Origin of the sequence: Methylicorpusculum sp., assembly GCF_030651835.1 — a bacterium.
Classification (GTDB): domain Bacteria; phylum Pseudomonadota; class Gammaproteobacteria; order Methylococcales; family Methylomonadaceae; genus Methylicorpusculum.
Genome location: NZ_JAUSBX010000080.1, coordinates 1 through 24,694, shown reverse-complemented (window position 1 = coordinate 24,694; position 24,694 = coordinate 1). Strand labels below are relative to the sequence as shown.

General features: G+C 44.3%; 15 protein-coding genes and 1 CRISPR repeat array. Of the genes, 14 read left to right on the top strand and 1 reads right to left on the bottom strand.

Translation table 11 applies throughout. The features are described 5' to 3' along the window. Window positions 1-82 precede the first annotated feature (82 nt). The 14 genes from Q7V32_RS09890 to Q7V32_RS09825 all read left to right on the top strand — a co-directional run bounded on the left by Q7V32_RS09890 (window position 83) and on the right by Q7V32_RS09825 (window position 22,182). Window positions 83-754 carry a hypothetical protein gene (locus Q7V32_RS09890; protein WP_304896812.1) on the top strand — a complete coding sequence of 224 codons (672 nt, stop codon included), beginning with the start codon at window positions 83-85 and terminating at the stop codon, window positions 752-754. A 66-nt stretch (window positions 755-820) separates the two neighbouring features. Further along, window positions 821-2,548, top strand: coding sequence for a type III-A CRISPR-associated RAMP protein Csm5 (gene csm5, locus Q7V32_RS09885; RefSeq protein ID WP_304896811.1), 1,728 nt, complete (start codon window positions 821-823; stop codon window positions 2,546-2,548). Between the two features lie 2 nt (window positions 2,549-2,550). Further along, the gene (gene csx16, locus Q7V32_RS09880; protein ID WP_304896810.1) at window positions 2,551-2,847 is read left to right on the top strand and encodes a CRISPR-associated protein Csx16; all 297 of its coding nucleotides are present in this window, start codon (window positions 2,551-2,553) and stop codon (window positions 2,845-2,847) included. A 251-nt stretch (window positions 2,848-3,098) separates the two neighbouring features. Beyond that, the gene (locus Q7V32_RS09875; protein WP_304896809.1) at window positions 3,099-5,198 is read left to right on the top strand and encodes a CRISPR-associated ring nuclease; all 2,100 of its coding nucleotides are present in this window, start codon (window positions 3,099-3,101) and stop codon (window positions 5,196-5,198) included. After that, entirely contained in the window at window positions 5,195-6,328 is a 1,134-nt protein-coding gene (locus Q7V32_RS09870) for a Card1-like endonuclease domain-containing protein (RefSeq protein WP_304896808.1), read from the top strand. The genes Q7V32_RS09875 and Q7V32_RS09870 overlap by 4 nt, the downstream gene beginning before the upstream one ends. A gap of 73 nt (window positions 6,329-6,401) precedes the next feature. Beyond that, window positions 6,402-13,697: direct repeats of the CRISPR family, unit length 37 nt; unit sequence ATATAAATAAGAGACCTTATTAAGAAGGGATTAAGAC. A 381-nt stretch (window positions 13,698-14,078) separates the two neighbouring features. Beyond that, window positions 14,079-15,350 (top strand): TIGR02710 family CRISPR-associated CARF protein, encoded by a 1,272-nt coding sequence (locus tag Q7V32_RS09865; RefSeq protein WP_304896807.1) that lies wholly within the window; start codon window positions 14,079-14,081, stop codon window positions 15,348-15,350. Window positions 15,351-15,352: 2 nt separating this feature from the next. Next, the gene (locus tag Q7V32_RS09860) at window positions 15,353-15,877 is read left to right on the top strand and encodes a transposase (protein WP_304896806.1); all 525 of its coding nucleotides are present in this window, start codon (window positions 15,353-15,355) and stop codon (window positions 15,875-15,877) included. Window positions 15,878-16,108: 231 nt separating this feature from the next. Further along, a complete protein-coding gene (cas2, locus tag Q7V32_RS09855) occupies window positions 16,109-16,393 on the top strand; it encodes a CRISPR-associated endonuclease Cas2 (protein ID WP_304896805.1) in 285 nt (94 codons plus the stop codon). A 1-nt stretch (window position 16,394) separates the two neighbouring features. After that, window positions 16,395-17,354: a CRISPR-associated endonuclease Cas1 gene (gene cas1, locus Q7V32_RS09850; RefSeq protein WP_304896804.1), complete on the top strand. Its 960-nt coding sequence runs from the start codon at window positions 16,395-16,397 to the stop codon at window positions 17,352-17,354. 214 nt (window positions 17,355-17,568) lie between these two features. Further along, a complete protein-coding gene (locus tag Q7V32_RS09845; protein WP_304896803.1) occupies window positions 17,569-18,312 on the top strand; it encodes a CRISPR-associated endonuclease Cas1 in 744 nt (247 codons plus the stop codon). Continuing rightward, entirely contained in the window at window positions 18,312-18,641 is a 330-nt protein-coding gene (gene cas2 / locus Q7V32_RS09840) for a CRISPR-associated endonuclease Cas2 (protein ID WP_304896802.1), read from the top strand. The genes Q7V32_RS09845 and cas2 (Q7V32_RS09840) overlap by 1 nt, the downstream gene beginning before the upstream one ends. A gap of 814 nt (window positions 18,642-19,455) precedes the next feature. Next, entirely contained in the window at window positions 19,456-20,910 is a 1,455-nt protein-coding gene (locus tag Q7V32_RS09835; RefSeq protein WP_304896801.1) for an ATP-binding protein, read from the top strand. Window positions 20,911-21,521: 611 nt separating this feature from the next. Further along, window positions 21,522-21,830 carry a type II toxin-antitoxin system HigB family toxin gene (locus tag Q7V32_RS09830; RefSeq protein WP_304896800.1) on the top strand — a complete coding sequence of 103 codons (309 nt, stop codon included), beginning with the start codon at window positions 21,522-21,524 and terminating at the stop codon, window positions 21,828-21,830. Beyond that, entirely contained in the window at window positions 21,820-22,182 is a 363-nt protein-coding gene (locus Q7V32_RS09825) for a type II toxin-antitoxin system HigA family antitoxin (protein ID WP_304896799.1), read from the top strand. Before Q7V32_RS09830 ends, Q7V32_RS09825 begins: the two co-directional genes overlap by 11 nt. Window positions 22,183-22,237: 55 nt before the next feature. Here Q7V32_RS09825 and Q7V32_RS09820 read toward each other — a convergent pair whose 3' ends face one another. Further along, window positions 22,238-23,545 (bottom strand): site-specific integrase, encoded by a 1,308-nt coding sequence (locus tag Q7V32_RS09820; RefSeq protein ID WP_304896798.1) that lies wholly within the window; start codon window positions 23,543-23,545, stop codon window positions 22,238-22,240. Between the last annotated feature and the right edge of the window lie 1,149 nt (window positions 23,546-24,694).

Below are 24,694 nucleotides of genomic sequence, written 5' to 3'. Positions count from 1 at the left end.
GCGTCTATGAAAAGGGCGTTAAATTAGCCGCTGATCAGGTCCGTGAACTTGAGGCAAGACTGCAGCGGTCAACGGCTTTGAAATGGTGGGACATTACCATCTCGCCAAAAATGGTATTTTGAGAAACGCATCATCCCTAAGTGAAATACACCCTCAACCCCATAACACCATCAACCGCCAAACCAACACGACCGGTAAAGAGGGCTTTGCTCCCTACAGCGTCGATCAGGAATGGTTTGTACCCGGTTTACGTTTGTCGATCTATCTGTTGCTCGACCCGGAAAAGATCAGTGCTGAAGAATGTCACCAATGCTTAAGCGACATTGGCAATATCGGCTATGGCCGGGATGCCAGTATCGGCTTGGGCAAATTTGCCATTGAACCCTTTACTACTACAACCACCCTGCCTAAGCAGGATCAGGGTAATGCCTGTTTATCGCTCGCCCCATGTGCTCCGCAAGGTCTTGGCTTTGATAGTCAAGACAGTTTTTACCAACTGTTCACCCGTTTTGGCCGACATGGCGATGTTGCAGTCCATCAGGAAGGCAAACCATTCAAAAACCCGGTTCTTTTGGCGCAGACCGCTGCCATTTTTAATACCCCCCCTCCCGATAGCGGTTTTATTGGTCAAGGCATAGGTGGCAACGGTGAATTGTCCAAATCCTTGCCAGCAACGGTTCATCAGGGCTATGCGCCGATCATTGGGGTGCGACTCGGTAGGAGCGACGCTTCGTCGCGACCGGAAAGCCTTTAGTCGCGACGAAGCGTCGCTCCTACACAAGATTTGTAATATCCATTACGTTTTCAGCCGGACAAGTTAATGAGCTATTTTCTACAAAACTACACCCTGACCTATACGCCCTTGTCGCCGATCCATATTGGCACTGGCGACAGTTACGAGCCAACTAACTATTTCATTGATGACGGTACCTTGTATGAATTCGATACCGGTGGTGCCTTCGCGGCATTGTCGGAAACCGATAGAATCGAGCTGAACAAGATAGTCAACGCCAGAGCCAATGAGGACATGTTGAAAGCTGTGCAGCGTTTCTTCTACGATCGTCGCAAAGCGCTCATGCCGTGGGCGGTTAATGCCATACCTGTGCTGAATGGCGTTGCTGATTACTATGACCAAAGGTTAGGTAAAAGTATTAATAGGGGAGTAATGGCAAAACTGGAAATCGATCGAACTGCTTATAACCCAATCACTCGACAACCGGTGTTGTTTGGGTCATCAATCAAAGGAGCCATTCGAACCGCTCTGCTTAGCCATATCAACGATAAACATCCTTTATCCCGGTTAGATGCTGATAAATTTATACTGGACGATTTGGATCAAGGCGAAAGAAGAAGGCGTGAACGCGAGCAAAAATTAATTTTTCCTAAACTGAATGAACGCCTATTCGAATTCAAAGCAGGCAAATTCGAGCTTGATCCTATGCGATTGGTGCAAATTTCCGATGCCAAATGGAGCGAAAGAGAATACCTATCGGCAGCGCAAGTCGTTGTCAGCGTTAACCGTAAAAAGGAATTGAAACGGGATAAACAGGGTAACGAAATTTTCAGTCAAGCCGAAAAAAACGAAAATCTCTGCAAATTGCTAGAATCGATTTCTGCTTGGCGCTATCGGGCGTTTTCCGGTCAGGTGAATTTGCAAAATTTTGCGGACTTGAAGCGCAGCGAAAAAGTGCCCAGCGCTAAGCTTTTATTTAAAATTGAGCAGATTGCTAAATATTGCAGCAAACACTATTTACCAATTCTAAAAGCTGAAATGAAAATCATGAGAGAACGGGGGTTTCTGGATAGTGAATGGGACAAAAACATTCAGGCACTACTCGGAAAAATGGCCGATAAGCTGCTGAGCGGCCAAGCCTTCTTAATACGTGTTGGTCGCCATTCCGGTGCTGAATCTGTAACGATTGAAGGTGTCCGCCATATCAAGATCATGAAAGGCAATCCAGAATTTCAGTCGCAAACCAAAACCCTTTGGCTAGCTGCCAGCGACCCCAAGCAACGAACTAACTTACTGCCCTTCGGCTGGTTGCTGGTTGAAATCCATCCGGGTGATGCGCCGGTAAACGAATGGACGGAGTTGGCTGAGCTTTGTCAAAGTCAACATGGCCAAGCCCGGCTATGGGCGGAAAAACAAACTGAGCAAAAAATACGTCTCACGACTGAACGAGAAGCCGCCGAGCGGCGTCGTCAACTGGAAGAAACCGAAAGACAACAACGCTTGGCACAAGAAAAAGAGGTCGAACGAGTCCGGCTCGCCCAACATCAAGCCGACGAACTGCGCCGCGCCAACATGATGCCCGAACAACTGCAAATCGAAGCCTTGCGTCAGCAACTGGAACAAAAACAAGCCAGCAAGGTACGCGAACAAATCGGCGGTCCGCTCTACGGCGATTTGCGCAAACTGATAGATCAGGGCGTTAGCTGGCCTAATGAATACAAACTCGAACTGCTGGAAGTAGCGAAAATTGTGTTGGAATTCATAGGTGCTAGCGGAAACAAAAAGGCCAAGGAATTGTTGAGGACACTGCAGTAACCATGCCGACTTATTTCATCAGTCGTCACATTGGCGCAGTAAAATGGGCCGAAGCGCAAGTTTTTACGGTTAATCGACATCTGGCACATCTGGACATCAATCTAATCGAACAGGGTGATCGTGTTATCGGGAGTTTGCCGGTCAACCTTGCTGCCGAAGTTTGCCAAAAAGGCGCGGGTTATATCCATTTGTCGTTGACCCTGCCTGAACAATGGCGCGGCATGGAATTAACTGCATCGCAAATGAACCTATGTGAAGCAAAGCTTGAGCGCTACACAGTAGCGAAATGTGATGACTAAACGATGTGTTTACTTCAGGCGTTAACCGTCTGGCAGAGGCGTCATTTCGACAGGGATTGCTGGGATCCCGAACACAAGGACGTATAACAGCCTTTGCTATCCATGGCTTCCTGACCTCGGCAATCCATGCAGGGGTGACGGACTTGTGTGTAAAAGTTGAGTTGGTAATTGCCAAACCAACCTACATTAGTTCCTTGCCTAAAGACGAACACATAAGTTTGGAACAAAATAAAAAGGCGGCAACACACACCATGACAAAAAACATCCTCCTGTGCACACTGGGCGCCAGCTGGGCCGTTATTCCGGAAGTCTACGCATTTTTAGCGCCGGAAAAATTGCCTCTCTACCAAAACCATCCGCAGAAAGAACACCTGGAGGCGCTTAAACACAGTTGCCAACTCCAGGTGCCTGATGAAATCTGGGTGTGTACCACACAAGGTGGGCAAACACATGAGAGCCTAGATCATTTGCAGCAATGGCAACAGCAGTTATCGGCACCGCCAGTTTTGAGGATTTGGCAAGCCGCCCGCACCGATCAACTTGCCAGCCAGGAAGAATGCGAACACATGCGCGAATTGATTATCCGCGCCAGGCTCAAAGCGCATGACTACGCCAACGGAGGTCAGGTGGTGCTTTCTTTGGCTGGAGGCCGCAAAACCATGAGCGCCGATATGCAATGGGCCGGCAGCTTGTTTGGTTGTCAGGCGCTATTGCACGTCATCAACGATGATGCTCGCTTACGCGGGTCAGAGCTATCCAATCCTCAGGCCACCACGCTGACCCAAGCCCTAGCCAGCGAATTGGCGGCCATGATCATGCCGTTGATTGCCGGCCAAACCACGCGCAGCGACTTATTGGACATCAGCGTAGATACGGTTGGGCCAATTAAACTCGATGATTACCCGCTGGAATTTCCCCCGGCCAACCAAATTGGCACCTTTACCGATACCGTGCACAGCCTCAGTAAAGAATTGAGTCAGCGCGAAAAAGCCAGCAGCCGCTTATTCGGCAATTATTTGCAAGACATCAGCCAGAACGAAAGCCATGAAAACTGGCGCAGCCTCTACCGGCTGCCGCCTCGGCAAATCAATCAACTGCGCACCACCCCACTGCGTGAAGACCACCGGGACTGGTTGATCAAACTCCCCAAAGCCGATTTACATCGGCATTTGGGGGGCTGTCTTAGCCTTGCTGACCAGCAGCAAGTCGCTAAAGCCATTTGGCAAACCCTCAGCGCCGCCGAACAAAAAGCGTCTCTTCAGCATTGCAAGCCCTTATTGGACGAGCAAAAATGGCCGATGGACTGGCCCGATCAGATTAAACACACAGTTAATCGCAGTCATCATTCAGCTGCGCTATTGACCCATGCGAATACAGAGCAGTTGGAATACAACCTCTGGAAAGCGACCGAACCACGCCTTGCCTTAAAAAACAGCCACTATGGCTTTTCCGCCTACGAACGCCCCGGTGAACTCTCCGGCTCAGCCTTACTTTGTCATCCTGCCGCCATCCAACCTTATGCAAAAGCCATTGTTGACCAGGCCATTGCCGAAGGCTTGGCCTATGTCGAGTTACGCGGCAGTCCGCAAAAATACGGCGACGGCCAACACTTTCTAAACAGCTTTTACCAGGCGCTTAGCGAGCAGCTCGCAAGCTTGTCAACGGCAAATAAACCACAATTCCGGTTTATCATCATTGCCGACCGACGTGACCCGCAGGATAAATTACAAGCCACCATCGCCATGGCTGTTCAAGCCAAAGTCGAGCGACCTCACTTTATCGCCGGTATCGATTTGGCCGGTGATGAAAAAAAAGCCACACCGGAAGACCTGGTATCCCTGTTTACCAGCGCCTTTAAAGAATGTCTCCCCATAACCATACACGCAGGAGAAGGTGAATCGGCTGAATCTATCTGGCAAGCCGCCTATCATTTACATGCCGATAGGATCGGTCACGGCCTGACGCTCAATGATAATGACAAACTGGCCCAGCGCTTTAGAGATAGAAACATTTGCCTGGAGCTGTGTCCCACCTCCAATCGAGAAGTGGTCGGTTACCGCGATCCCATCTATAACGAAAGCCTGATATACCCAAACTATCCCTTGCTTGAGCTCTGGAAAAAAGGCTTACCGCTGACACTGTGTACCGATAATCCGGGCATCAGCCGGACCACCTTGGCCGATGAATACCTGGCGGCGGCCAGAATGACAGACCATGCACTCAGTCAGTGGGACGTACTGGCCATCATCAAACAAGGTTTTGTGCACAGCTTTATGCCGGGAAGAGAAAAAGAAATACTGTTAAAAACGATCGATGCTCAACTCTACCAACTGATTTCGGAAGCCCAATGACCATCACTACCCACCTGATTCTGGTGTCGGCACAGCCGATACCGAACCTGACCCCGTTGCTTGATGACAGTTTACGCGCACAAAAAGTGCTCATGTTGGTTAGCACCGACATGCAAGAGCGCAGCAGTGCGCTGGAAGCCATCCTCAAGCCGCGCGGTATAAAAGTTGAGCGCCACTGGGTTAACGATCCTTGGGACGCAGCAATGATCAGCGATCAGGTGCTGGACATCCTGACCCAATACCCCAATAAAGACATTGCTCTAAACGCCACCGGCGGCACCAAGTTAATGAGCATCGCCGCTTATGAAGCGTTTCGAAGCGGTGATTTTCCGGTTTTTTACGTGCATCCGGAACACGACCGGCTCATCTGGGTAACGCCTCGGCAAGCACCGGTAGAATTGGCCAATCGCCTAAAAATCAAGGATTATCTGATGGCTTATGGTGCCGAGTCTGATATTCCCTCTGGTTTTGGCGTGCCGGAACCCGTCAGACTACTCACCCAAAATGTGCTGACCGATATTGACCGCTACGCCAATGAACTGACGACACTCAATTATCTGGCATACAATGCCGATAATCCCCGCTTGACGGTGGACATCACGGATAGCCCAGCCGCCAGACCCCGGCTGTGGGACTTGATAGAACTGTTTGAGTGCGCAGGGCTTTGTTCAATCACCGGTCAACAGCTGAGTTTTGCTAACGAGGAAGCCCGATTTATCGCCAACGGCGGTTGGTTGGAATTGCACACCTATGGTTTGTGCCTTAATTTGAAAAAAAGCCTGGACATTCAGGATGTCGCGGCCAATATAACGATCAAACGCAAACCCGGCGGTAAAGATCAGGTTAAAAATGAAATCGATGTGGCCTTGATCAAAGAAAACCGGCTACATTTGATTGAATGCAAAACCAAACGCTATGAACAAGATAAAGACGCCGATGTGCTCTATAAATTAGACAGCTTGCGGGACTTGGTCGGCGGACTGCAGGGGCGCGCCATGTTGATTAGTTTTAATGACCTGAAGAAAACTAGCCGGGCGCGCGCCAAAGAGCTTAAAATAACCGTGCATTGCAAAAGTGAATTACGTAATCTGCAGCAACACCTAAGCCATTGGCTAAAACCCGATAGATAACTTTTTAAAAATGAAAAATCCTGTTAACCCCCTCAATAACTTACTGAAAACTAAAGGAGACTACCGCCAAGCTATATAAATAAGAGACCTTATTAAGAAGGGATTAAGACCGCATAAGCCCTGGCCAATGGGTGCTTTGGAACCTATATAAATAAGAGACCTTATTAAGAAGGGATTAAGACGTTCAGGAGCGTACGCAGCCCTTTTATTTGCCGGATATAAATAAGAGACCTTATTAAGAAGGGATTAAGACTAGCTCATCGGCGTTCCGTCTCTGAGCAATAGCATATAAATAAGAGACCTTATTAAGAAGGGATTAAGACTCTGAATTGTTGGGTCTGCCCGATACAGACCCCATATAAATAAGAGACCTTATTAAGAAGGGATTAAGACTTGACTTTTTTACATCTTTTAAAGGTTTCATTTATATAAATAAGAGGCCTTATTAAGAAGGGATTAAGACAGTGTTTCACACGGAACTTTAGCGTTCCGTCTCAATATAAATAAGAGACCTTATTAAGAAGGGATTAAGACGCCAAAATTTCTTTCTGTGCAGCTGTTTCTTTAGCATATAAATAAGAGACCTTATTAAGAAGGGATTAAGACCTTCCCTGACCGCGGTTTCCATCGCAAAATGGATATAAATAAGAGACCTTATTAAGAAGGGATTAAGACGCGGATTCCATAGTAAAATGGTCCTCCATTTATATAAATAAGAGACCTTATTAAGAAGGGATTAAGACAGCAGGGCCAGAATCTCTTTCTGTGCCTCCTTTTCATATAAATAAGAGACCTTATTAAGAAGGGATTAAGACTAAATCTCTTTACCGTCGACGATTACGGTGCGGATATAAATAAGAGACCTTATTAAGAAGGGATTAAGACGACGATCCTCCAATGTCCCGTGCGGCTGTTGTTGATATAAATAAGAGACCTTATTAAGAAGGGATTAAGACAAGTAAAGTCTTGGGTAGTAGTAGAGCAGCCTTAGTCATATAAATAAGAGACCTTATTAAGAAGGGATTAAGACAGCAATAATTTCAGCTCTTTTTGCTTCGCTATCCGATATAAATAAGAGACCTTATTAAGAAGGGATTAAGACCGATAAAGCCCCTCTATTATGGCGGACTTCAACAATATAAATAAGAGACCTTATTAAGAAGGGATTAAGACCTTTTTCGTTGCGAGCTTTACTGCCCGTTCCAAAAATATAAATAAGAGACCTTATTAAGAAGGGATTAAGACTCACATCTTTCAAACTTTTCATTTTAGATATATAAATAAGAGACCTTATTAAGAAGGGATTAAGACGTCCGATCGTTGAAGTAGTTAAGGGTGTAGCGGACATATAAATAAGAGACCTTATTAAGAAGGGATTAAGACGCTAAAGAGCCGCTAAGGTTTATTCCCGAATTGTATATAAATAAGAGACCTTATTAAGAAGGGATTAAGACAGGTTAGTCATAAGGCAGCCGATGGTTAAGTAAGATATAAATAAGAGACCTTATTAAGAAGGGATTAAGACTGTAGTACTTCTGTTTTTTCGAATTTCATAGTTTTATATAAATAAGAGACCTTATTAAGAAGGGATTAAGACTTTACATCTTTTAGAGCTTTCATTTTTAGATCCTATATAAATAAGAGACCTTATTAAGAAGGGATTAAGACCCACTTTACCACGTTGCTGTTGTGTCTGTCCGACATATAAATAAGAGACCTTATTAAGAAGGGATTAAGACACGCCCAGGACCATCCCCAATTTCTCCAGCATATAAATAAGAGACCTTATTAAGAAGGGATTAAGACAGCCTTAGTCAGGATACAACGTAAGGCTGCTATATAAATAAGAGACCTTATTAAGAAGGGATTAAGACTTCTCCAGCTCGATTGAACTGAGGGCCTCCTTCTATATAAATAAGAGACCTTATTAAGAAGGGATTAAGACGTAAATTTCTTTACCGTCGATGGTGATTGTACGGATATAAATAAGAGACCTTATTAAGAAGGGATTAAGACGACTCCTTTTTTATGGACATCCGCTTGCAGATAGATATATAAATAAGAGACCTTATTAAGAAGGGATTAAGACCCATCCTAAAACACAACCAGACAACACAAGAACTATATAAATAAGAGACCTTATTAAGAAGGGATTAAGACCATTTAAAACCGTCACGCTCCCAACTGCACTCGTCCATATAAATAAGAGACCTTATTAAGAAGGGATTAAGACAGATCTTTTATCACCTTGTTAATTTGAGCATCTAATATAAATAAGAGACCTTATTAAGAAGGGATTAAGACATTAACAAAGTGTTAGGAGCTCCACAGATTAAGGTATATAAATAAGAGACCTTATTAAGAAGGGATTAAGACATTCCAGGCAATGGGACAGAACTTAGCTTAGCAATATAAATAAGAGACCTTATTAAGAAGGGATTAAGACTCCAAAACGATTCCCTGCCACATAACTAGGAGTTCATATAAATAAGAGACCTTATTAAGAAGGGATTAAGACATGAACTCATCGTTTACCTTAGTTTTCTTTGAAATATATAAATAAGAGACCTTATTAAGAAGGGATTAAGACAAAGAAAGTCTTGACTAGTAGTAGAGCAGCCTTATATAAATAAGAGACCTTATTAAGAAGGGATTAAGACTTTTCCCGAATTGTTAAAGAGCGTTTCTTACATACATATAAATAAGAGACCTTATTAAGAAGGGATTAAGACTCACGTGGAACTTTAGCGTTACACCTCAGAATAACCATATAAATAAGAGACCTTATTAAGAAGGGATTAAGACTTAGGCATAAGGCAGCCAATGGTTAAGTAATGGTTATATAAATAAGAGACCTTATTAAGAAGGGATTAAGACTTACCTTCATTAAGTTAGAGTTAATTGTTGACCTATATAAATAAGAGACCTTATTAAGAAGGGATTAAGACTCGATTTTTTTACATCTTTTAAAGTTTTCATTTTATATAAATAAGAGACCTTATTAAGAAGGGATTAAGACCACTTTGCAGTGCTTCGGTTTTCGTAAATTTCATAATATAAATAAGAGACCTTATTAAGAAGGGATTAAGACTTAGCCGCTATAGCGGTATCGTGTTCGGCTTTTATATAAATAAGAGACCTTATTAAGAAGGGATTAAGACAGTTTGTTCCCAAATTGTTAAAGAGCATTTTTGTTATATAAATAAGAGACCTTATTAAGAAGGGATTAAGACAGCTAGCTTTATAGCAAGCTCATCGTTGTTGCGTTATATAAATAAGAGACCTTATTAAGAAGGGATTAAGACTAATTAGATCATTAGAGCTACCAAATGCGGTAATATAAATAAGAGACCTTATTAAGAAGGGATTAAGACCAAAAAGGGGGGCAAAATGGGCATATGGCAAATATAAATAAGAGACCTTATTAAGAAGGGATTAAGACTTCATCAAGAATTTCCGTGCCTCATCCCTGTCAATAATATAAATAAGAGACCTTATTAAGAAGGGATTAAGACCTTCATTCGTAGGTGCAGTAAACAATGGTACACAGATATAAATAAGAGACCTTATTAAGAAGGGATTAAGACTGAAGTATGATGTGCAAGTGCAAGGGATAGCAGGCATATAAATAAGAGACCTTATTAAGAAGGGATTAAGACCGCGCCTAAAAAACCGATGTGGCGCAGGTAATAATATAAATAAGAGACCTTATTAAGAAGGGATTAAGACGATAGTTCTGAAACACCCTTAACGCATTTTTAACGATATAAATAAGAGACCTTATTAAGAAGGGATTAAGACCAAAATTTACCAGCTACATTGCTGTAGGTTTTGGCATATAAATAAGAGACCTTATTAAGAAGGGATTAAGACTCAGCCAAATATTTTGGGGTTAACTGAACAGCCTTGATATAAATAAGAGACCTTATTAAGAAGGGATTAAGACCGCTGTGTTGTCGTAGGTTTTGGCTTCTTCTTTCATATAAATAAGAGACCTTATTAAGAAGGGATTAAGACTTGTTTCATTGAAGCTTTTCATTTTGCTCTCCTATATAAATAATAGACCTTATTAAGAAGGGATTAAGACCCATCTTTATTAGGTTGGTAGTCGCTTTCCCATATAAATAAGAGACCTTATTAAGAAGGGATTAAGACCAAGTCTTCCAAATTGACTTCTTTTGCCAGTTTATATAAATAAGAGACCTTATTAAGAAGGGATTAAGACGATCAACACCCGAAGCGCCCGAACCGCCATATCCATATAAATAAGAGACCTTATTAAGAAGGGATTAAGACTTAATGCTTCTGACATCGTTCTCATTTTCTTCCATATAAATAAGAGACCTTATTAAGAAGGGATTAAGACAAACTGCTATGTTAAACATTTATGTACAGATATAAATAAGAGACCTTATTAAGAAGGGATTAAGACACCCCTTTAAAGATTAGTTCATGGTCTGGATTCATATAAATAAGAGACCTTATTAAGAAGGGATTAAGACGTAGTCTTGCTGCTCAATGACAAATGGTGATGATATATAAATAAGAGACCTTATTAAGAAGGGATTAAGACTGCTTGTAAATCATAGGATGATCTATCGATACATATAAATAAGAGACCTTATTAAGAAGGGATTAAGACCCTTTAGCGTAAGGCCTTACAAAAAATCTGCCTTGATATAAATAAGAGGCCTTATTAAGAAGGGATTAAGACATCGCGGCGATATCTGACCCGCCTATGCCTTGACATATAAATAAGAGACCTTATTAAGAAGGGATTAAGACAGGAACGCGGTTACAAACGTAAGGATTGCTATATATAAATAAGAGACCTTATTAAGAAGGGATTAAGACAAACTGGATGTTATCCAATTTCTTGAACTTGCTAACTATATAAATAAGAGACCTTATTAAGAAGGGATTAAGACGTTTTCATGACATACCCTTCTTAATAAGTTAATGAAATATAAATAAGAGACCTTATTAAGAAGGGATTAAGACTGAGCTTTGCCGGTTTGCGTTATCATGGGATCCATATAAATAAGAGACCTTATTAAGAAGGGATTAAGACCCATCCAGGAATTTAGTAACCGCCGCCATCCGCTCATATAAATAAGAGACCTTATTAAGAAGGGATTAAGACATACTTCTGAGTGAGTGACAATGGCGGTTTCGATATATAAATAAGAGACCTTATTAAGAAGGGATTAAGACCAACCAAGATTGTCGTACCAATTCATTTCATAAGATATAAATCAGAGACCTTATTAAGAAGGGATTAAGACGCACTCTTCAATAGCGCTTGTTGCAGGTAAATGTCATATAAATCAGAGACCTTATTAAGAAGGGATTAAGACTCGATTAAGAACAGATAGACTGCACTAAGACCGGTAATATAAATCAGAGACCTTATTAAGAAGGGATTAAGACTTTAAATTACTCGCTAAGGTCTACACCGAGCAAGGATATAAATCAGAGACCTTATTAAGAAGGGATTAAGACCATCGTTAAACCTTCCAATGATCCAAAATTTGTATATAAATCAGAGACCTTATTAAGAAGGGATTAAGACCTTCTTTTAAGCTTTTCATTTTTATATCCTTTGAAGATATAAATCAGAGACCTTATTAAGAAGGGATTAAGACGCCTGAATTTCAGGCACTACTAGAGTGCATGAGTCAATATAAATCAGAGACCTTATTAAGAAGGGATTAAGACATGATAAGTTCTCCTAAGGGTTTAAAGTGGCTGCATATAAATCAGAGACCTTATTAAGAAGGGATTAAGACCCTTTTCGGCTATAGCCGTTTCATGCTCAAGTTTTAATATAAATCAGAGACCTTATTAAGAAGGGATTAAGACCTAACACTGGCCAGTCTTTCGACTGTTTCACCCAATATAAATCAGAGACCTTATTAAGAAGGGATTAAGACATTTTTTTTACAGCGATGCAATGTAACCGTATTATATATAAATCAGAGACCTTATTAAGAAGGGATTAAGACTCATGTTTTTCGGCGGCGGCTATACATTGGGTGATTATATAAATCAGAGACCTTATTAAGAAGGGATTAAGACATACCGCCTGGTTTGAGTTTTTGCTACAAACACATATAAATCAGAGACCTTATTAAGAAGGGATTAAGACGGGCGCGGTCTTTTAGTGCTTGGGGCTCCGGTGCGATATAAATCAGAGACCTTATTAAGAAGGGATTAAGACAGAAGGTTTTGCTGTAGGTATATTTCTTTGCCATATAAATCAGAGACCTTATTAAGAAGGGATTAAGACCTATCACTTTCTTTCAAGTAGCCTTCATTCCAACGTGAGATATAAATCAGAGACCTTATTAAGAAGGGATTAAGACAGCGTAAGTATTAAGGCAGTCTTGACGATCTTTAAATATAAATCAGAGACCTTATTAAGAAGGGATTAAGACACAACTGCTACTGGAACAGCCTGCGGTATTACCACTATATAAATCAGAGACCTTATTAAGAAGGGATTAAGACCCGGTAAACCTTACGTCTTTGTCGTCGTCTCTTTTATATAAATCAGAGACCTTATTAAGAAGGGATTAAGACTGAATTTTTGAGAGCAGACCCAAATACCGGAAATGATATAAATCAGAGACCTTATTAAGAAGGGATTAAGACTTTTTTAGCTGACATGGCTTTCACTCGCTTCTAATATAAATCAGAGACCTTATTAAGAAGGGATTAAGACAGTTGAACCACTACTTTTTCCTTAGCTGGCTTGTATATAAATCAGAGACCTTATTAAGAAGGGATTAAGACTTATTAGACAGATGCATTTGCCACCACCCACAACATATAAATCAGAGACCTTATTAAGAAGGGATTAAGACCGCGGCTGATGGCTGGCAATGCCCGGAAGGAATATATAAATCAGAGACCTTATTAAGAAGGGATTAAGACGAGGTATTTCTTACATACTTCCATATCATTTCCATATAAATCAGAGACCTTATTAAGAAGGGATTAAGACTTCGGTTAAAACATCAACCTTTGCAGCTATATAAGCATATAAATCAGAGACCTTATTAAGAAGGGATTAAGACGGTATAAAACATGGCGATCATCAATTGTATGAATCTATATAAATCAGAGACCTTATTAAGAAGGGATTAAGACCCATCCAGGAATTTAGAAACCGCCGCCATCCGCTATATAAATCAGAGACCTTATTAAGAAGGGATTAAGACAAGTTTTTAACGCCTTTTTATCTACAGCCCTATCGATATAAATCAGAGACCTTATTAAGAAGGGATTAAGACCTCTATACTAAAAGGAGTTAGTTTGATTTGTTCGTTCATATAAATCAGAGACCTTATTAAGAAGGGATTAAGACGAGAGTTTCCTTGCAAGTGAGTAATTTAGACTGAAGTTTTCCTGTTTTTATATAGAGAAGATGTCCTGGTTTGTAAGGGAACTATTTGAAGCTGTGTCTGCATGAGTTTTTGCCGTCGTTCCGGCTGGGTTGCTGGAATTCGAAAGCCATGGATGGCAAAGGCTGTAGCACGTCCTTGTGCACTGGATCCGGGCAATGCCTGCCGAGGCGAAATCCACTCTCAATGTTAACGCATCCGATTGATGCCGAGGCCGACCGTTTTTACAGGCGCTTTGGATTTATTGCCTCTCCGTTACGAGAACAACAGCTTTTTTATTACTTAAAGACGGGCGTCGTTGGGCCTGGTAAAGTTAAAGCGCATTTCACTCATTGACAAAAAACATGACCACTATCCTCATTTGCACCGTTGGCGGAAGCCACCAGCCGATTGTTACCGCTATCAAAGACGTGCGGCCCGATTTTGTTCTATTCATCTGTACGGATAAAGATCCGGGAACCGGGCGACCGGGCTCCAATGTGCAGATTACTGGCAATGGCAACTGCATTAAGGCGTCTAACCAGGACGAAAAACCCAGCCTGCCCAATATTCCCAGCCAGACAGGTTTAAAGCCGGATCAATTCGATATCTGCCTCACTTTATCGGATGATCTGGACTGCATTTATGCCGATTGTTGCCAAGCGCTAGCGCTTTTGGTGCAACGCTTTCCCTCGTCAAGTTTTGTTGCTGACTATACCGGCGGGACCAAGTCCATGAGCGCCGGTTTGATTATGGCCGCTTTGGAACGACAGGATATTCAATTACAACTGGTTACCGGTAGCCGTGCCGATTTGATCAAAGTCCATGACGGCTCGCAATTTGCCGCATTTGCGAATATCGAGAAAATCCGTTTCGAACGGTTGATTGCGCCGTACCGGCAGGCCTGGAGCCGGTTTGCTTATAGCGAAGCCGAAGCGGGTCTTAAAGATATCAAAGCACCCGGTATTGCAGGACTGCGAAGCCAATATGCCCAATTTCGCGATTTGAGCCGCGCATTTGCTGAATGGGATAATTTCAATCATCAAACGGCTGTCGAGCTGTTACAAAACTACGCGCCCAGTTTACCTGAGGCACTTAAAGCCTACCTGCCTATCGTCATGCGTTTACGTGACAATCGTCAGGACAAGCGGGAAGCCGCGCAGTTGTTTGATTTGTATCTGAATGCTAAACGCCGCGCTGCGCAAGGTCGTTATGACGATGCCATCGCGCGGATTTACCGGCTCATCGAATGGACGGCACAATGGGTGTTGAAATTTCAATGCGGTATGGATACCAGTAGTATCAAAGAAAGTGACATTCCGGAAGGGGTTGTCCTGACCCAAAACCGGGACAATCAGTATCAGGCAGGATTGTTCGCCGCATGGCAGTTGATCAAGTTTAAAACTGAAGGGCCTGCGGCTGTGTTTATTCGCGCAGAAGAAAAAGCGCTCCTAAACCAGATTAAAAGCCGTAACCAATCAATTCTGGCGCACGGTTATGAACCGGTCCAACAACATAATTGGCAACAGCTTGAGGGCTGGCTTGAAGCTCAATTTATCCCCATGCTGCTGGCCGAAACCAAACAAGTCGGTATTAAGGACTTGCCTCCGCAATTACCCCGGCGTTTTGAGATGTAACCATGACAAATCGGTGCCCAGCTAATGTAGGAGCGACGCCTACGTCGCGACTAAAGGGGCACAAAAAGCCTAATCCGCACGGAAGGAACCTGCGAAAAGGACGCGTCTCTTCGCCCGGTCAAATTTATCTTATCACCACTGTGACCCAAGATCGTGAACCTTTTTTTTACGATTTCAACGCAGCCAGAATGTTGATTAAGACCATGAAAAATGAACAGGAGCTAGGCCGGGCTAATACGCTGGCCTTCGTTGTCATGCCCGATCATCTTCATTGGTTGATGGAATTGAGCGGTGACGCCTCATTATCTAAAGTCATGCAAAGCCTGAAAGCTCTATCTGCCAAAGCAATTGGCCAGCCTATTTGGCAAGCGGGTTTTCATGATCATGCTTTGCGCAAAGAAGAGGATATCCGGGTTACTGCGCGTTATATCATCGCCAACCCGCTGCGAGCAGGGTTAGTCAAACACGTCGGCGATTATCCGCATTGGGATGCGATTTGGCTGGGCGCTGCCGGATCCAACCTGTAGTCGCGATCTGGGGATCGCTCCTACGCGTAGGAGCGACGCCTACGTCGCGACTACAGGGGGCGGTGCTGGCATGTTTTCAGGAGTATGTTGAGTGCAAAGCAGAGGCTATCCGAAGTATTGCGCGTTATAGCGTGATCACGGTCAAACCGATAGTCGCGATCTGGGGATCGCTCCTACCTCACAAGCTTGTCAGAGCTTACAAACCACACTGCGCGGGTTATTCTTTTTGCCATGACACAACGACAGCTGTATTTAGCCGCTTACGATATTTCTTGTAACCGCCGTTTGCGCAGGGCGTTGTTTGTTTTGCGCAGTTATGCCTCGGGCGGTCAAAAATCAGTGTTTGAATGTTTTTTAACGGCGACAGAAAAAGCCCAATTGCTTGAGGACATCGGTCTGGTCATTGATCCGGATGAGGATCGCTTTATTTTACTGAAACTGGCGGGTGTTAAGCACATTCGGACATTGGGTAAAGCGGTTCTACCTCAGGACGGTTCTTTTTATTATGTGGGGTGAGATGAGTAGTTTGTATCTGGATAGAAAAAATTTGTCAGTCAAGCTGGATGGTCAAGCGCTGGCATTGTATGAAGATAATGTCAAAAAGGGCACCGTGCCTCTGCATTTGCTGGAACGGGTGGTGTTACGGGGGAATGTGCAGTTGGAGAGCCGGGTGTTGGGCGCATTAACGGAACGTCATATCGGCTTGTTGGTTTTGTCCGGGCGCAATACCGAGGCGACGGCGATGCTGGCTGCGCATTCGCACAGTGATACCCGGCGTCGGTTAGGTCAGTATCAGACCTATCAGGATGAGGCTTTGCGTACATCATTAGCACGTTGGCTGGTATTGATTAAAATTCGCGCCCAGCAACGGTTGCTTCGAGATGCGCTGACGGTTAGAGCTGATCTGCGTTACCCGTTAACCGGCGCGCTTCAAACACTGAATGGCATTATCGGACAGTTGCGGGAAGATACGATTGAGGTGTCCTTGAGCAGTCTGCGTGGTTTTGAAGGTTCCGCGGCTGCGGCTTATTTTGGTGGTTTTACCCATTTGTTTGCTGATTCTCTGCAGTTTACCGGACGTAAAAAGCGTCCACCACCTGATCCCGTGAATGCCTGTTTGTCGCTAGGCTATACCTTGCTGCATTACGATGCGGTGCGCGCTTGTCATTTAGTCGGCTTGGATTCGATGCTAGGGTTTTATCATGATCTGAGTTTTGGCCGGGAGTCCCTGGCTTGTGATTTGATGGAGCCTTTGCGGCCCGTGATGGACCGATGGGTGTGGCAGCTGTTTAAGGAGCGGCAGTTAAGAGTGGAGCATTTCAGTGATGATAATGGCCGGTGCCAAATGAATAAAACGGGCCGACAATGCTTTTATGCTTTTTACGAATCACAGGCGGGGCCTTCGAGGCGGCTTTTACGGCGCTATGGGTATGCGTTGGGCAAACGCTTTATGGGCGATGGCAAGCAGGGTAGTTAATTCTACTTTTTAAGATTTCAGGTTTCAAATGACCGAAGGTCGTCATTCCGGCATGGATTGCCGGAATCCAGGCTCCATGGATGGTTCGAAGCTCGCCACCCATGGCGCTGGATACCCGCTTCCCGGCGGGTATGACGGTCTTTCTTCTAATCTGACAAAGTAGAATTAACGGTTTTTCATTTAATCTTGCGTCATTTGACATCCCGGAGGATACATGCGGCCTCTTTATATTGACGGTTCACCCGGTTGCCGGGTCGTGCTGGATGATCCGGCATTACGCGTGGTGGTGCCCGATAAAGCCGATCAGTTATTTCCACTATCGCGCATTTCGCGAGTGGTTTGCAACGGTGTGGTGGATTGGTCAATGTCGGCATTACTGGCCTGTGCCGATGCCGGAGTGCATCTGATTTTTCTGGAAAAGAACGGCGAGGTGAGAGCGCGCTGGTTGGGCCGAGGCAGTAGCAGACAATCGCTAACCCAGCGGTTGGTCGATTTGCTGGCCCGCGCCGATGGTTTACAAAGGTATGAAAATTGGTATTTATCCATGGAAAAGCTGGCCGCTCGCAGCTTTGCGCGCAGGATGGGAATCAAAGACTGGCGGGAAGTGTCGATTAATGATTTGCAGCGGCAGTTGACCTTAAGTTTATCGGATGAAGGGCGCTACAAGGCCAATTTGCTTTTGGGCTTGCTGCACAGTGAATTATTGAATTGGCTGCCGGAGTGCGGCTTTAGCCATGATGATGACGCTTTGCTGTCAGGTGAATTGGATTTGGCGCAGGATTTGAGTAAGCTGTTACTGTGGGATTGTTATCCGTCGCTGTTGACCGGTTCAGAGGGCAATGATACTAAAGCGCTGGGTGCTGTGGCACTTTTGTTTGAACAGCGTACCGACCGGTTTTATTTGCTGTTCCGAAGCACGATCAGCAAATTGCATCAATTTTTGCTATCGGTCTGCTAATGGCCGACAGTCAACTCGGTTTGTATCTCATTGCCTATGACATTGCCAACCCCAGGCGCTTGTCGAAAGTGCATAGAGCTTTAAAACGAAAAGGTTTGCCGGTTCAGTATTCCGTTTTTACTGTAGTGCTGAAGCGGAGGTCCTTGTTACGATTGCTGGCACACATGGAAGAATTGATTGAGCCGGTTGAAGATGACATCCGCTGTTATCGTTTACCGGAACAATTGACGGTCAAAACATTGGGTCGCCAGTTTTTTCCCGAGGATGTGCTGTTGTTTACGGGCGGGGTTAACCGGATATTGAGTTCTGGTAAAGAAAATGAAGGTTAATTATTCAGCGGCTTACCCGGTTAATTTCAGTATCGAGAAAGCTGTGTTCAGGGATCTTTGATAGAAAATATTCTTCGGTCTGCCATTGATCGGCTTCAGTGACGTTCTTATAAAAACGGCACTGCCTTCATAGACAATTTCAACATTGAGCGGATTAACCGCTTCAGCACCATCAGCCAAGTGGTTGGCGATTTGCAAACACCAAAGTGTCAGATATTTAATGGGCGAATGGTCAATCTTTGTGGAAAATTTCCCAGAAAATACCGACTTTGAAACGACTGCCTGGGCACATAACCCGTCGAGCGTCCAGTTATGTCAGGGGTGCTATTGAATTGGCGTTGACCTTGAAACAGCTACCATCGACTTTAACTTATTCGCCACCGAACAGTGCGTTTTTTTTGCACAACAGGATAAAATCGCGGTTTGCCGCCTTCAACTCATAGTTGTTGGATGATGTATCAGCTATGAAGGAGGGAATGATAAAAATACTTTCACAGTCTCGCCAGCATGGAAATAAATCCTGGAAGCTTCATCTTCATTTGTTTTTGCTTCACTATGCCCGCACCACATATTATTCGCGAAAACTAGAGCCTCAAAAGCTGCGGTTCTTGATCTACCCGAAAATTGTTTTGTGTTGCCGGTATACGGCCTTGTAGATATCTCTTTGGCGGTGATCGTCGAGCACACTCTTGCAGAGCGATACCGATTAAAAAAACTGAAAAAAATGAATATATTTTTTCTCAATAATTCTTAAAAATGACTTTATTGCTATCTATATATAACAATAACATCAAAAAAGTGCTAACATTGGCTGATGAAAGTCTCAAAAGAAGAACTGATTGCCGTCTTGGCCCCATTCAATCCCTGGTGGCGTGGCGAACCGATTGCCGATTTACCGGCTTGGCAACGTGCCGCTTCGCGTGAGTTAAATCGTTGGATCAATAATCCGCCCGTTCACCGAGCCATTTTACTGTCCGGCGCACGCCAGGTCGGCAAGACGACACTGTTGCAGCAACAGATCGACGCATTATTAAAGCAAGGTGTGTCAGCAGCCAACATTCTTTACGCCACCTTTGATCATCCAGTGCTCAAACTGGCAGGCATCGAAGCTGTGTTGGAAGCGTGGCGCGAGCGTGAGCCGCGCGTCGACGGGCCTGAATACCTGTTTCTCGATGAAGCCCAGTTTATTCGTGACTGGGGGACTTGGGTTAAACATCAGATCGATTTCAACAAAGCGCGTCGCATCGTCTTTACCGGCTCGGCCATGCCCTTGGTGGAAGCCGACCAAGAATCAGGGGTGGGCCGTTGGCATACCATCCGATTGACTACGTTATCATTTTACGAATACCTGCAAATTAAGCAGCTACAACTGCCGGCGTTGCCGCCTTTAAAAAGCCTGACCGAGTTGTTCGACTGGACACCGCCGCAGTTTTACCGGGCGCAGGAAATCGCTGTGCCTTATGTCGGTCATTTTCACGAGTATCTGATTCGCGGCGGGTTTCCGCAAACCGCTCAGGTGGAAAGCATCACTCAGGCGCAGCGTTTATTGCGCGAAGATATCATCGACAAGGCTTTGAAACGCGATATGACCGCGCTGTTTGGTGTGCGTCGGATCCTGGATCTCGAACACACCTTCCTCTATCTGTGCATGCACGACGGAGGTTTACTGAATATCACCGACTTATCCAGCAACTTGGAAGTCAAGCGGCCTACGGCCCAGCATTTCATCGAACTTCTAGAAGCCTGCCACCTGATCTATCGTCTGCCGCCGTTCGGTTATGGCAAAGACGTACTCAAGGGACGATTCAAAATTTATCTGGCCGATGCCGCCATTGCGCCCGCCGTCATGCTTAAGGGCAAAAGCATCATTGACGATCCCGCAGCCTTGGGTGTGGCGACCGAAACGGCCGTGTTTAAACATCTGTTCGCGCGTTATTATTCCCAGAATGTACGTTTTACCTACTGGCGCGGCAAACAAGAGCGCGAGGTCGATTTGGTCGCAGAAATTGGCGGGCAATTGATTCCCTTCGAAGTGAAATACCGCGCCCAGCACACCGGCGCGAGGGAATTGAAAGGCTTGATCGAACTGTGCGAGCAAAAGAAAATCGCCCGCGGCTACGTTGTCACCAAGTCGCTTGATGACTTCGGCTTGATGACCGGTCTGCCCCAAACAGGCGAGACTGTCAGCCAAATCATGCGCCTACCTGCACCGCTACTGTGCTACTGGATGGGTGCATCGGAATTGAATCAACCCGAGAGTAACGATTAGGTTTGGACAACCGGCAATAGGAAACCATGGGCCAAAGCCCACTCAAATGAATTGCACACTTCATTTGGAAGAAGCTGATGACCGTCTGCGGAATTTGTCAATAGTCATGCGCGTGGCAAAATCGCAATATGATAGAGCCTTTCACAGCGTTGCTTCGGTTCGGGTTGGTTTATAGCTTCCACAACACCCACAAACTGAAGGTCGATGATGCCGGAAAAACCGGCTAGTTTCAGACGGATTAAAGTTTCATTAACGCCGGCTGCAGGCTTGAGGTTATTCTGCCGGTACGATAAACCATTGTTTAATATCAGCCTATACTCTCATTGAAACGGGATGGCTTGCCTTAATCAATACTGACGCATTAACTGATGTCTGATCGCTACTTACTGTTATGTCTCACGCGAATTGCCATATTTGAATAAAATGGAATTGATTTGAAGATACCTGATCAGGTTTATCCATTGCAACTAATCCCAACGTGTTACCGAAAACCTAAGATTAAATTTGGCACGATTTGAAGACGGATTCAGGATAAGTGGAATCCGCAAGTTATTGATTAAAGGCTAAGAGTGAGATTACAATAACTCCCAAAATGGGAGTCGTAGGAATTTATGCGGGTAATTGCAAAAAGCACGTTAAAAAACTTTTGGGAACAACCTGCTTACCGGGATGCGCAAGGTCCTCTTGAAAGCTGGTACGAAGAGGCCATTAAAGCCAATTGGACTTCGCCACAAGCGGTCAAATCACTTTATGGTAACGCCAGTATTTGCAATAACAATCGCGTTGTTTTCAATATCGGCGGTAATAAATACCGATTAGTTGTAGAAATGCAGTACAGAGCGGGGATTGCCTGGGTTAAATTCGTTGGTACCCATGGCCAATACGATAAAATTAATGTCGAGACTATCAATGACTATTAAACCAATCCGGAGTGACGAGGATTTACGTGAGGCGTTTCAACGTCTTGAGCTTATTTTTCAAGCAGAAGAGGGCACGCCGGAAGCGGATGAAATGGAAATACTGGTGACTTTGATTGAATCTTATGAAAACAAGCATTACCCGATCACGCCACCGGATCCAATTGAAGCCATCAAGTTCAGAATGGATCAACAAGGCCTAAGCCCCAAAGACTTAACGGTTTTTATTGGGAGCAGTGGCAGAGTCTCAGAAGTGCTTAATCGCAAAAGGCCCTTAAGCCTGAAAATGATAAAACGACTCCATGAGGGTTTGCACATACCCTATGAGAGCTTATTAGCCCATTTGCCTGATTAGTGAATCGATTGTTGACGACGAATAAAGGTTAAACTGTTCCCCCGAGTTGTTTACGTTATTGGCTAATTAACGCCTCTAACCAGTGTGTCCATTGTTCGATGCCTAATCGCTTTTCTTTTAAGTAATCATAACGGTCATAATGGATGGAGCCAATGTCTTGAAAAGCGTGCCCCTGAATTTTGTTTCTCACTTCCAGGCCAATTCCGATGCTGCCTGCCAACGTTTTCCAGGTTCTGCGTAAATCTCTGGGGGCAAATTTGGGAAAGGATTCCCGTTTGCTTTTTCCCTGTGGCGAACAGAAACGGGAAACCGCTTGCGATAACGAGTCACTGGTGCGAGGTTGGGACGCATCCAGGTGGTGAGGGAATAAAAATCGACTGGTGCCGGAATACTGTTTAATTTCATCCAATAAGTGGAAGTGGAACTCAGTTAAAGGCACTAAGTGGGGTTCTTTGCTTTTATTTTTACCTCTGTTTTTCCTTCGTTCAGCTGGGATAGTCCATAATAATTCTTGTTGATCAAATTCAGCCCAAGCTGCACAAAGCACTTCCTCAACCCGCTGGCCCGTTGCAATCAACAGTTTGATCGCAAGCGCCATATCGGGGCTCATGGCAGCCACTCCGATTAGGCACCAGAGTTTTCTTACGTCTTCTTTATTAAGATGATGATTCGCGACTCGATTTTCACCCGGTGCCTTTTTAGTATCAATAACCGGATTGATACTGATGTTGAAATCGGGAAGTTCTTTGTTTTTTTTCCAGCGAGGTGAGGCTTTGCAGTGCTGGCCAAAGGTAAATGCTGCTCTAAGATAGGCTCGTGTCCGGTTGGCAAGGGTTGGGGCGCCTCTATTTTCTATCGTGGCAATAATATCAATAATGTGTTCGGAGGAGACCTCGCAGCATTTAAGATGACCAATACAGGGGCCAATATCCCTGCCATAAATCGATTTAACTTGTTTGACTGCCCGTTTGAGATCCATTTCCAGGTCAAGCAAATAAAATTTAAATAACTCCTCGACCGTTCCGTGTTTATTTTGTTTTTCTTGCTCTGTAAGTGCGTCAAGTTTCAATTGTTCCGCATAAGCTATCGGGTCTAAGCCTTTATCCAGTATCTGGCGAGACTGTCGAGCGGCTTCTCGTCCTTCTTTCAACGACATAGCCGGGTACGTTCCCAATTTGATAAACCGCCTTGTGCCGGATTCAGGACTGGTGTACGAAAGCACAAAAGTTTTAAGGCCGCTGGGTAAAATTTGGAGCATAAAGCCTTTTAAAGCAGGGTCGGAAGAATTATCCCTAAATCTGATGGTATTTGATCCGGCCTTGGCATTTTTGATTAATCTGTCTGTTAAGCCGGTCTTTGTCATGAGGAATGCCTGCGTCTAAATCATAACATTTCGTTAGAAGTTTATGAAAAAACTATAGCATAAAATGTCGCTTTTAATGTCGCGTTGTGCGTGAGATTTTGTGAGTTTAAATGAGATGAACTGATACAAACAGATTAATTAAGTTAATGAATAATAAGACTAAATGATACGTTATGAGTCTTCCTGATACAATCTGTTTTGTGACTGTTAATCACTAGGTCGGCGGTTCGAGCCCGTCCGGGGGAGCCAATCAAAACAAGGACTTACATGGAAATGTAGGTCCTTTTTTTTGCCTAAAATTTTTCGGGGCAACCTCTGGGCAACTTTGAAATCTATTCAATCGCATTGGAAGGATCCTAATATAAGGGCTTTTTTCGGCGTGTTTATCTAAAGTATGGTCTGCTAATGGCCATGCTGCAATTCTCCGCAAGAGAAGACGGTAGGCTCTTCTTTCAGTGGAAAAATACCCACGAAAATGATCATAAGTTAATGCCTATCGATAATTGCTTTAGTTCGTGGTTTAAGAGCCGTTTGTGCAAACGCAATAGTCATTACGTCCAGATTGAAAGGGTTGTCAAGTCGAGGGAGAAATTGCGATTGATTTTAAAGTGTCAATGACCAACGGATTTAAACCATTTTCGGCCATTAATTTTGAGCCACTTTAAGCGTTGTTCACCCAGTCTTTTTTAGCGTTCATGTTGATCAAAGAAAGTAATCAGCGCCCGCGAGGATCCGGCAGTCAACCAAGTCAACGGCTTATCAGAAGCGCAGGATTGCCAAATAAGAGGGGTTGAGGGATTGTCGTATTAAGCGTTCCGCTGGGCGCCGTTGAGAGCTACCTGAGTTTTTTGGGGAGTTTTTCAATCATCTCAGTCTGCTACAGCAGCGCCTTGGAACTGTTCGAACATAAAGAGGAATTGAAAAAGCACATCCACCAATTGCACCGGGGAGTCGCTATTTTTGCGAAAGCTTGTTTTGGGCATCCCAGCCCAATCAAGCAGCAAAAATTACGCGACCACTGATGCCTCCGGCGGCCCCGATTTGTCCGCGTCGCCTCGTTTCGACCCAACAAGGGGTCGAAACATTGGCTCTCGCATGACTTAACGCCGTTTCGCGATGCCTTGCAGGTTTTCTCCGCAAGCTACGAAA

Excerpts from the sequence above, each read along its gene's own strand:
- Q7V32_RS09890 (WP_304896812.1), top strand. The coding sequence starts at position 83 with ATGGTGGGACATTACCATCTCGCCAAAAATGGTATTTTGAGAAACGCA.
- csm5 (WP_304896811.1), top strand. The coding sequence starts at position 821 with ATGAGCTATTTTCTACAAAACTACACCCTGACCTATACGCCCTTGTCG.
- csx16 (WP_304896810.1), top strand. The coding sequence starts at position 2,551 with ATGCCGACTTATTTCATCAGTCGTCACATTGGCGCAGTAAAATGGGCC.
- Q7V32_RS09875 (WP_304896809.1), top strand. The coding sequence starts at position 3,099 with ATGACAAAAAACATCCTCCTGTGCACACTGGGCGCCAGCTGGGCCGTT.
- Q7V32_RS09870 (WP_304896808.1), top strand. The coding sequence starts at position 5,195 with ATGACCATCACTACCCACCTGATTCTGGTGTCGGCACAGCCGATACCG.
- Q7V32_RS09865 (WP_304896807.1), top strand. The coding sequence starts at position 14,079 with ATGACCACTATCCTCATTTGCACCGTTGGCGGAAGCCACCAGCCGATT.
- Q7V32_RS09860 (WP_304896806.1), top strand. The coding sequence starts at position 15,353 with ATGACAAATCGGTGCCCAGCTAATGTAGGAGCGACGCCTACGTCGCGA.
- cas2 (WP_304896805.1), top strand. The coding sequence starts at position 16,109 with ATGACACAACGACAGCTGTATTTAGCCGCTTACGATATTTCTTGTAAC.
- cas1 (WP_304896804.1), top strand. The coding sequence starts at position 16,395 with ATGAGTAGTTTGTATCTGGATAGAAAAAATTTGTCAGTCAAGCTGGAT.
- Q7V32_RS09845 (WP_304896803.1), top strand. The coding sequence starts at position 17,569 with ATGCGGCCTCTTTATATTGACGGTTCACCCGGTTGCCGGGTCGTGCTG.
- cas2 (WP_304896802.1), top strand. The coding sequence starts at position 18,312 with ATGGCCGACAGTCAACTCGGTTTGTATCTCATTGCCTATGACATTGCC.
- Q7V32_RS09835 (WP_304896801.1), top strand. The coding sequence starts at position 19,456 with ATGAAAGTCTCAAAAGAAGAACTGATTGCCGTCTTGGCCCCATTCAAT.
- Q7V32_RS09830 (WP_304896800.1), top strand. The coding sequence starts at position 21,522 with ATGCGGGTAATTGCAAAAAGCACGTTAAAAAACTTTTGGGAACAACCT.
- Q7V32_RS09825 (WP_304896799.1), top strand. The coding sequence starts at position 21,820 with ATGACTATTAAACCAATCCGGAGTGACGAGGATTTACGTGAGGCGTTT.
- Q7V32_RS09820 (WP_304896798.1), bottom strand. The coding sequence starts at position 23,545 with ATGACAAAGACCGGCTTAACAGACAGATTAATCAAAAATGCCAAGGCC.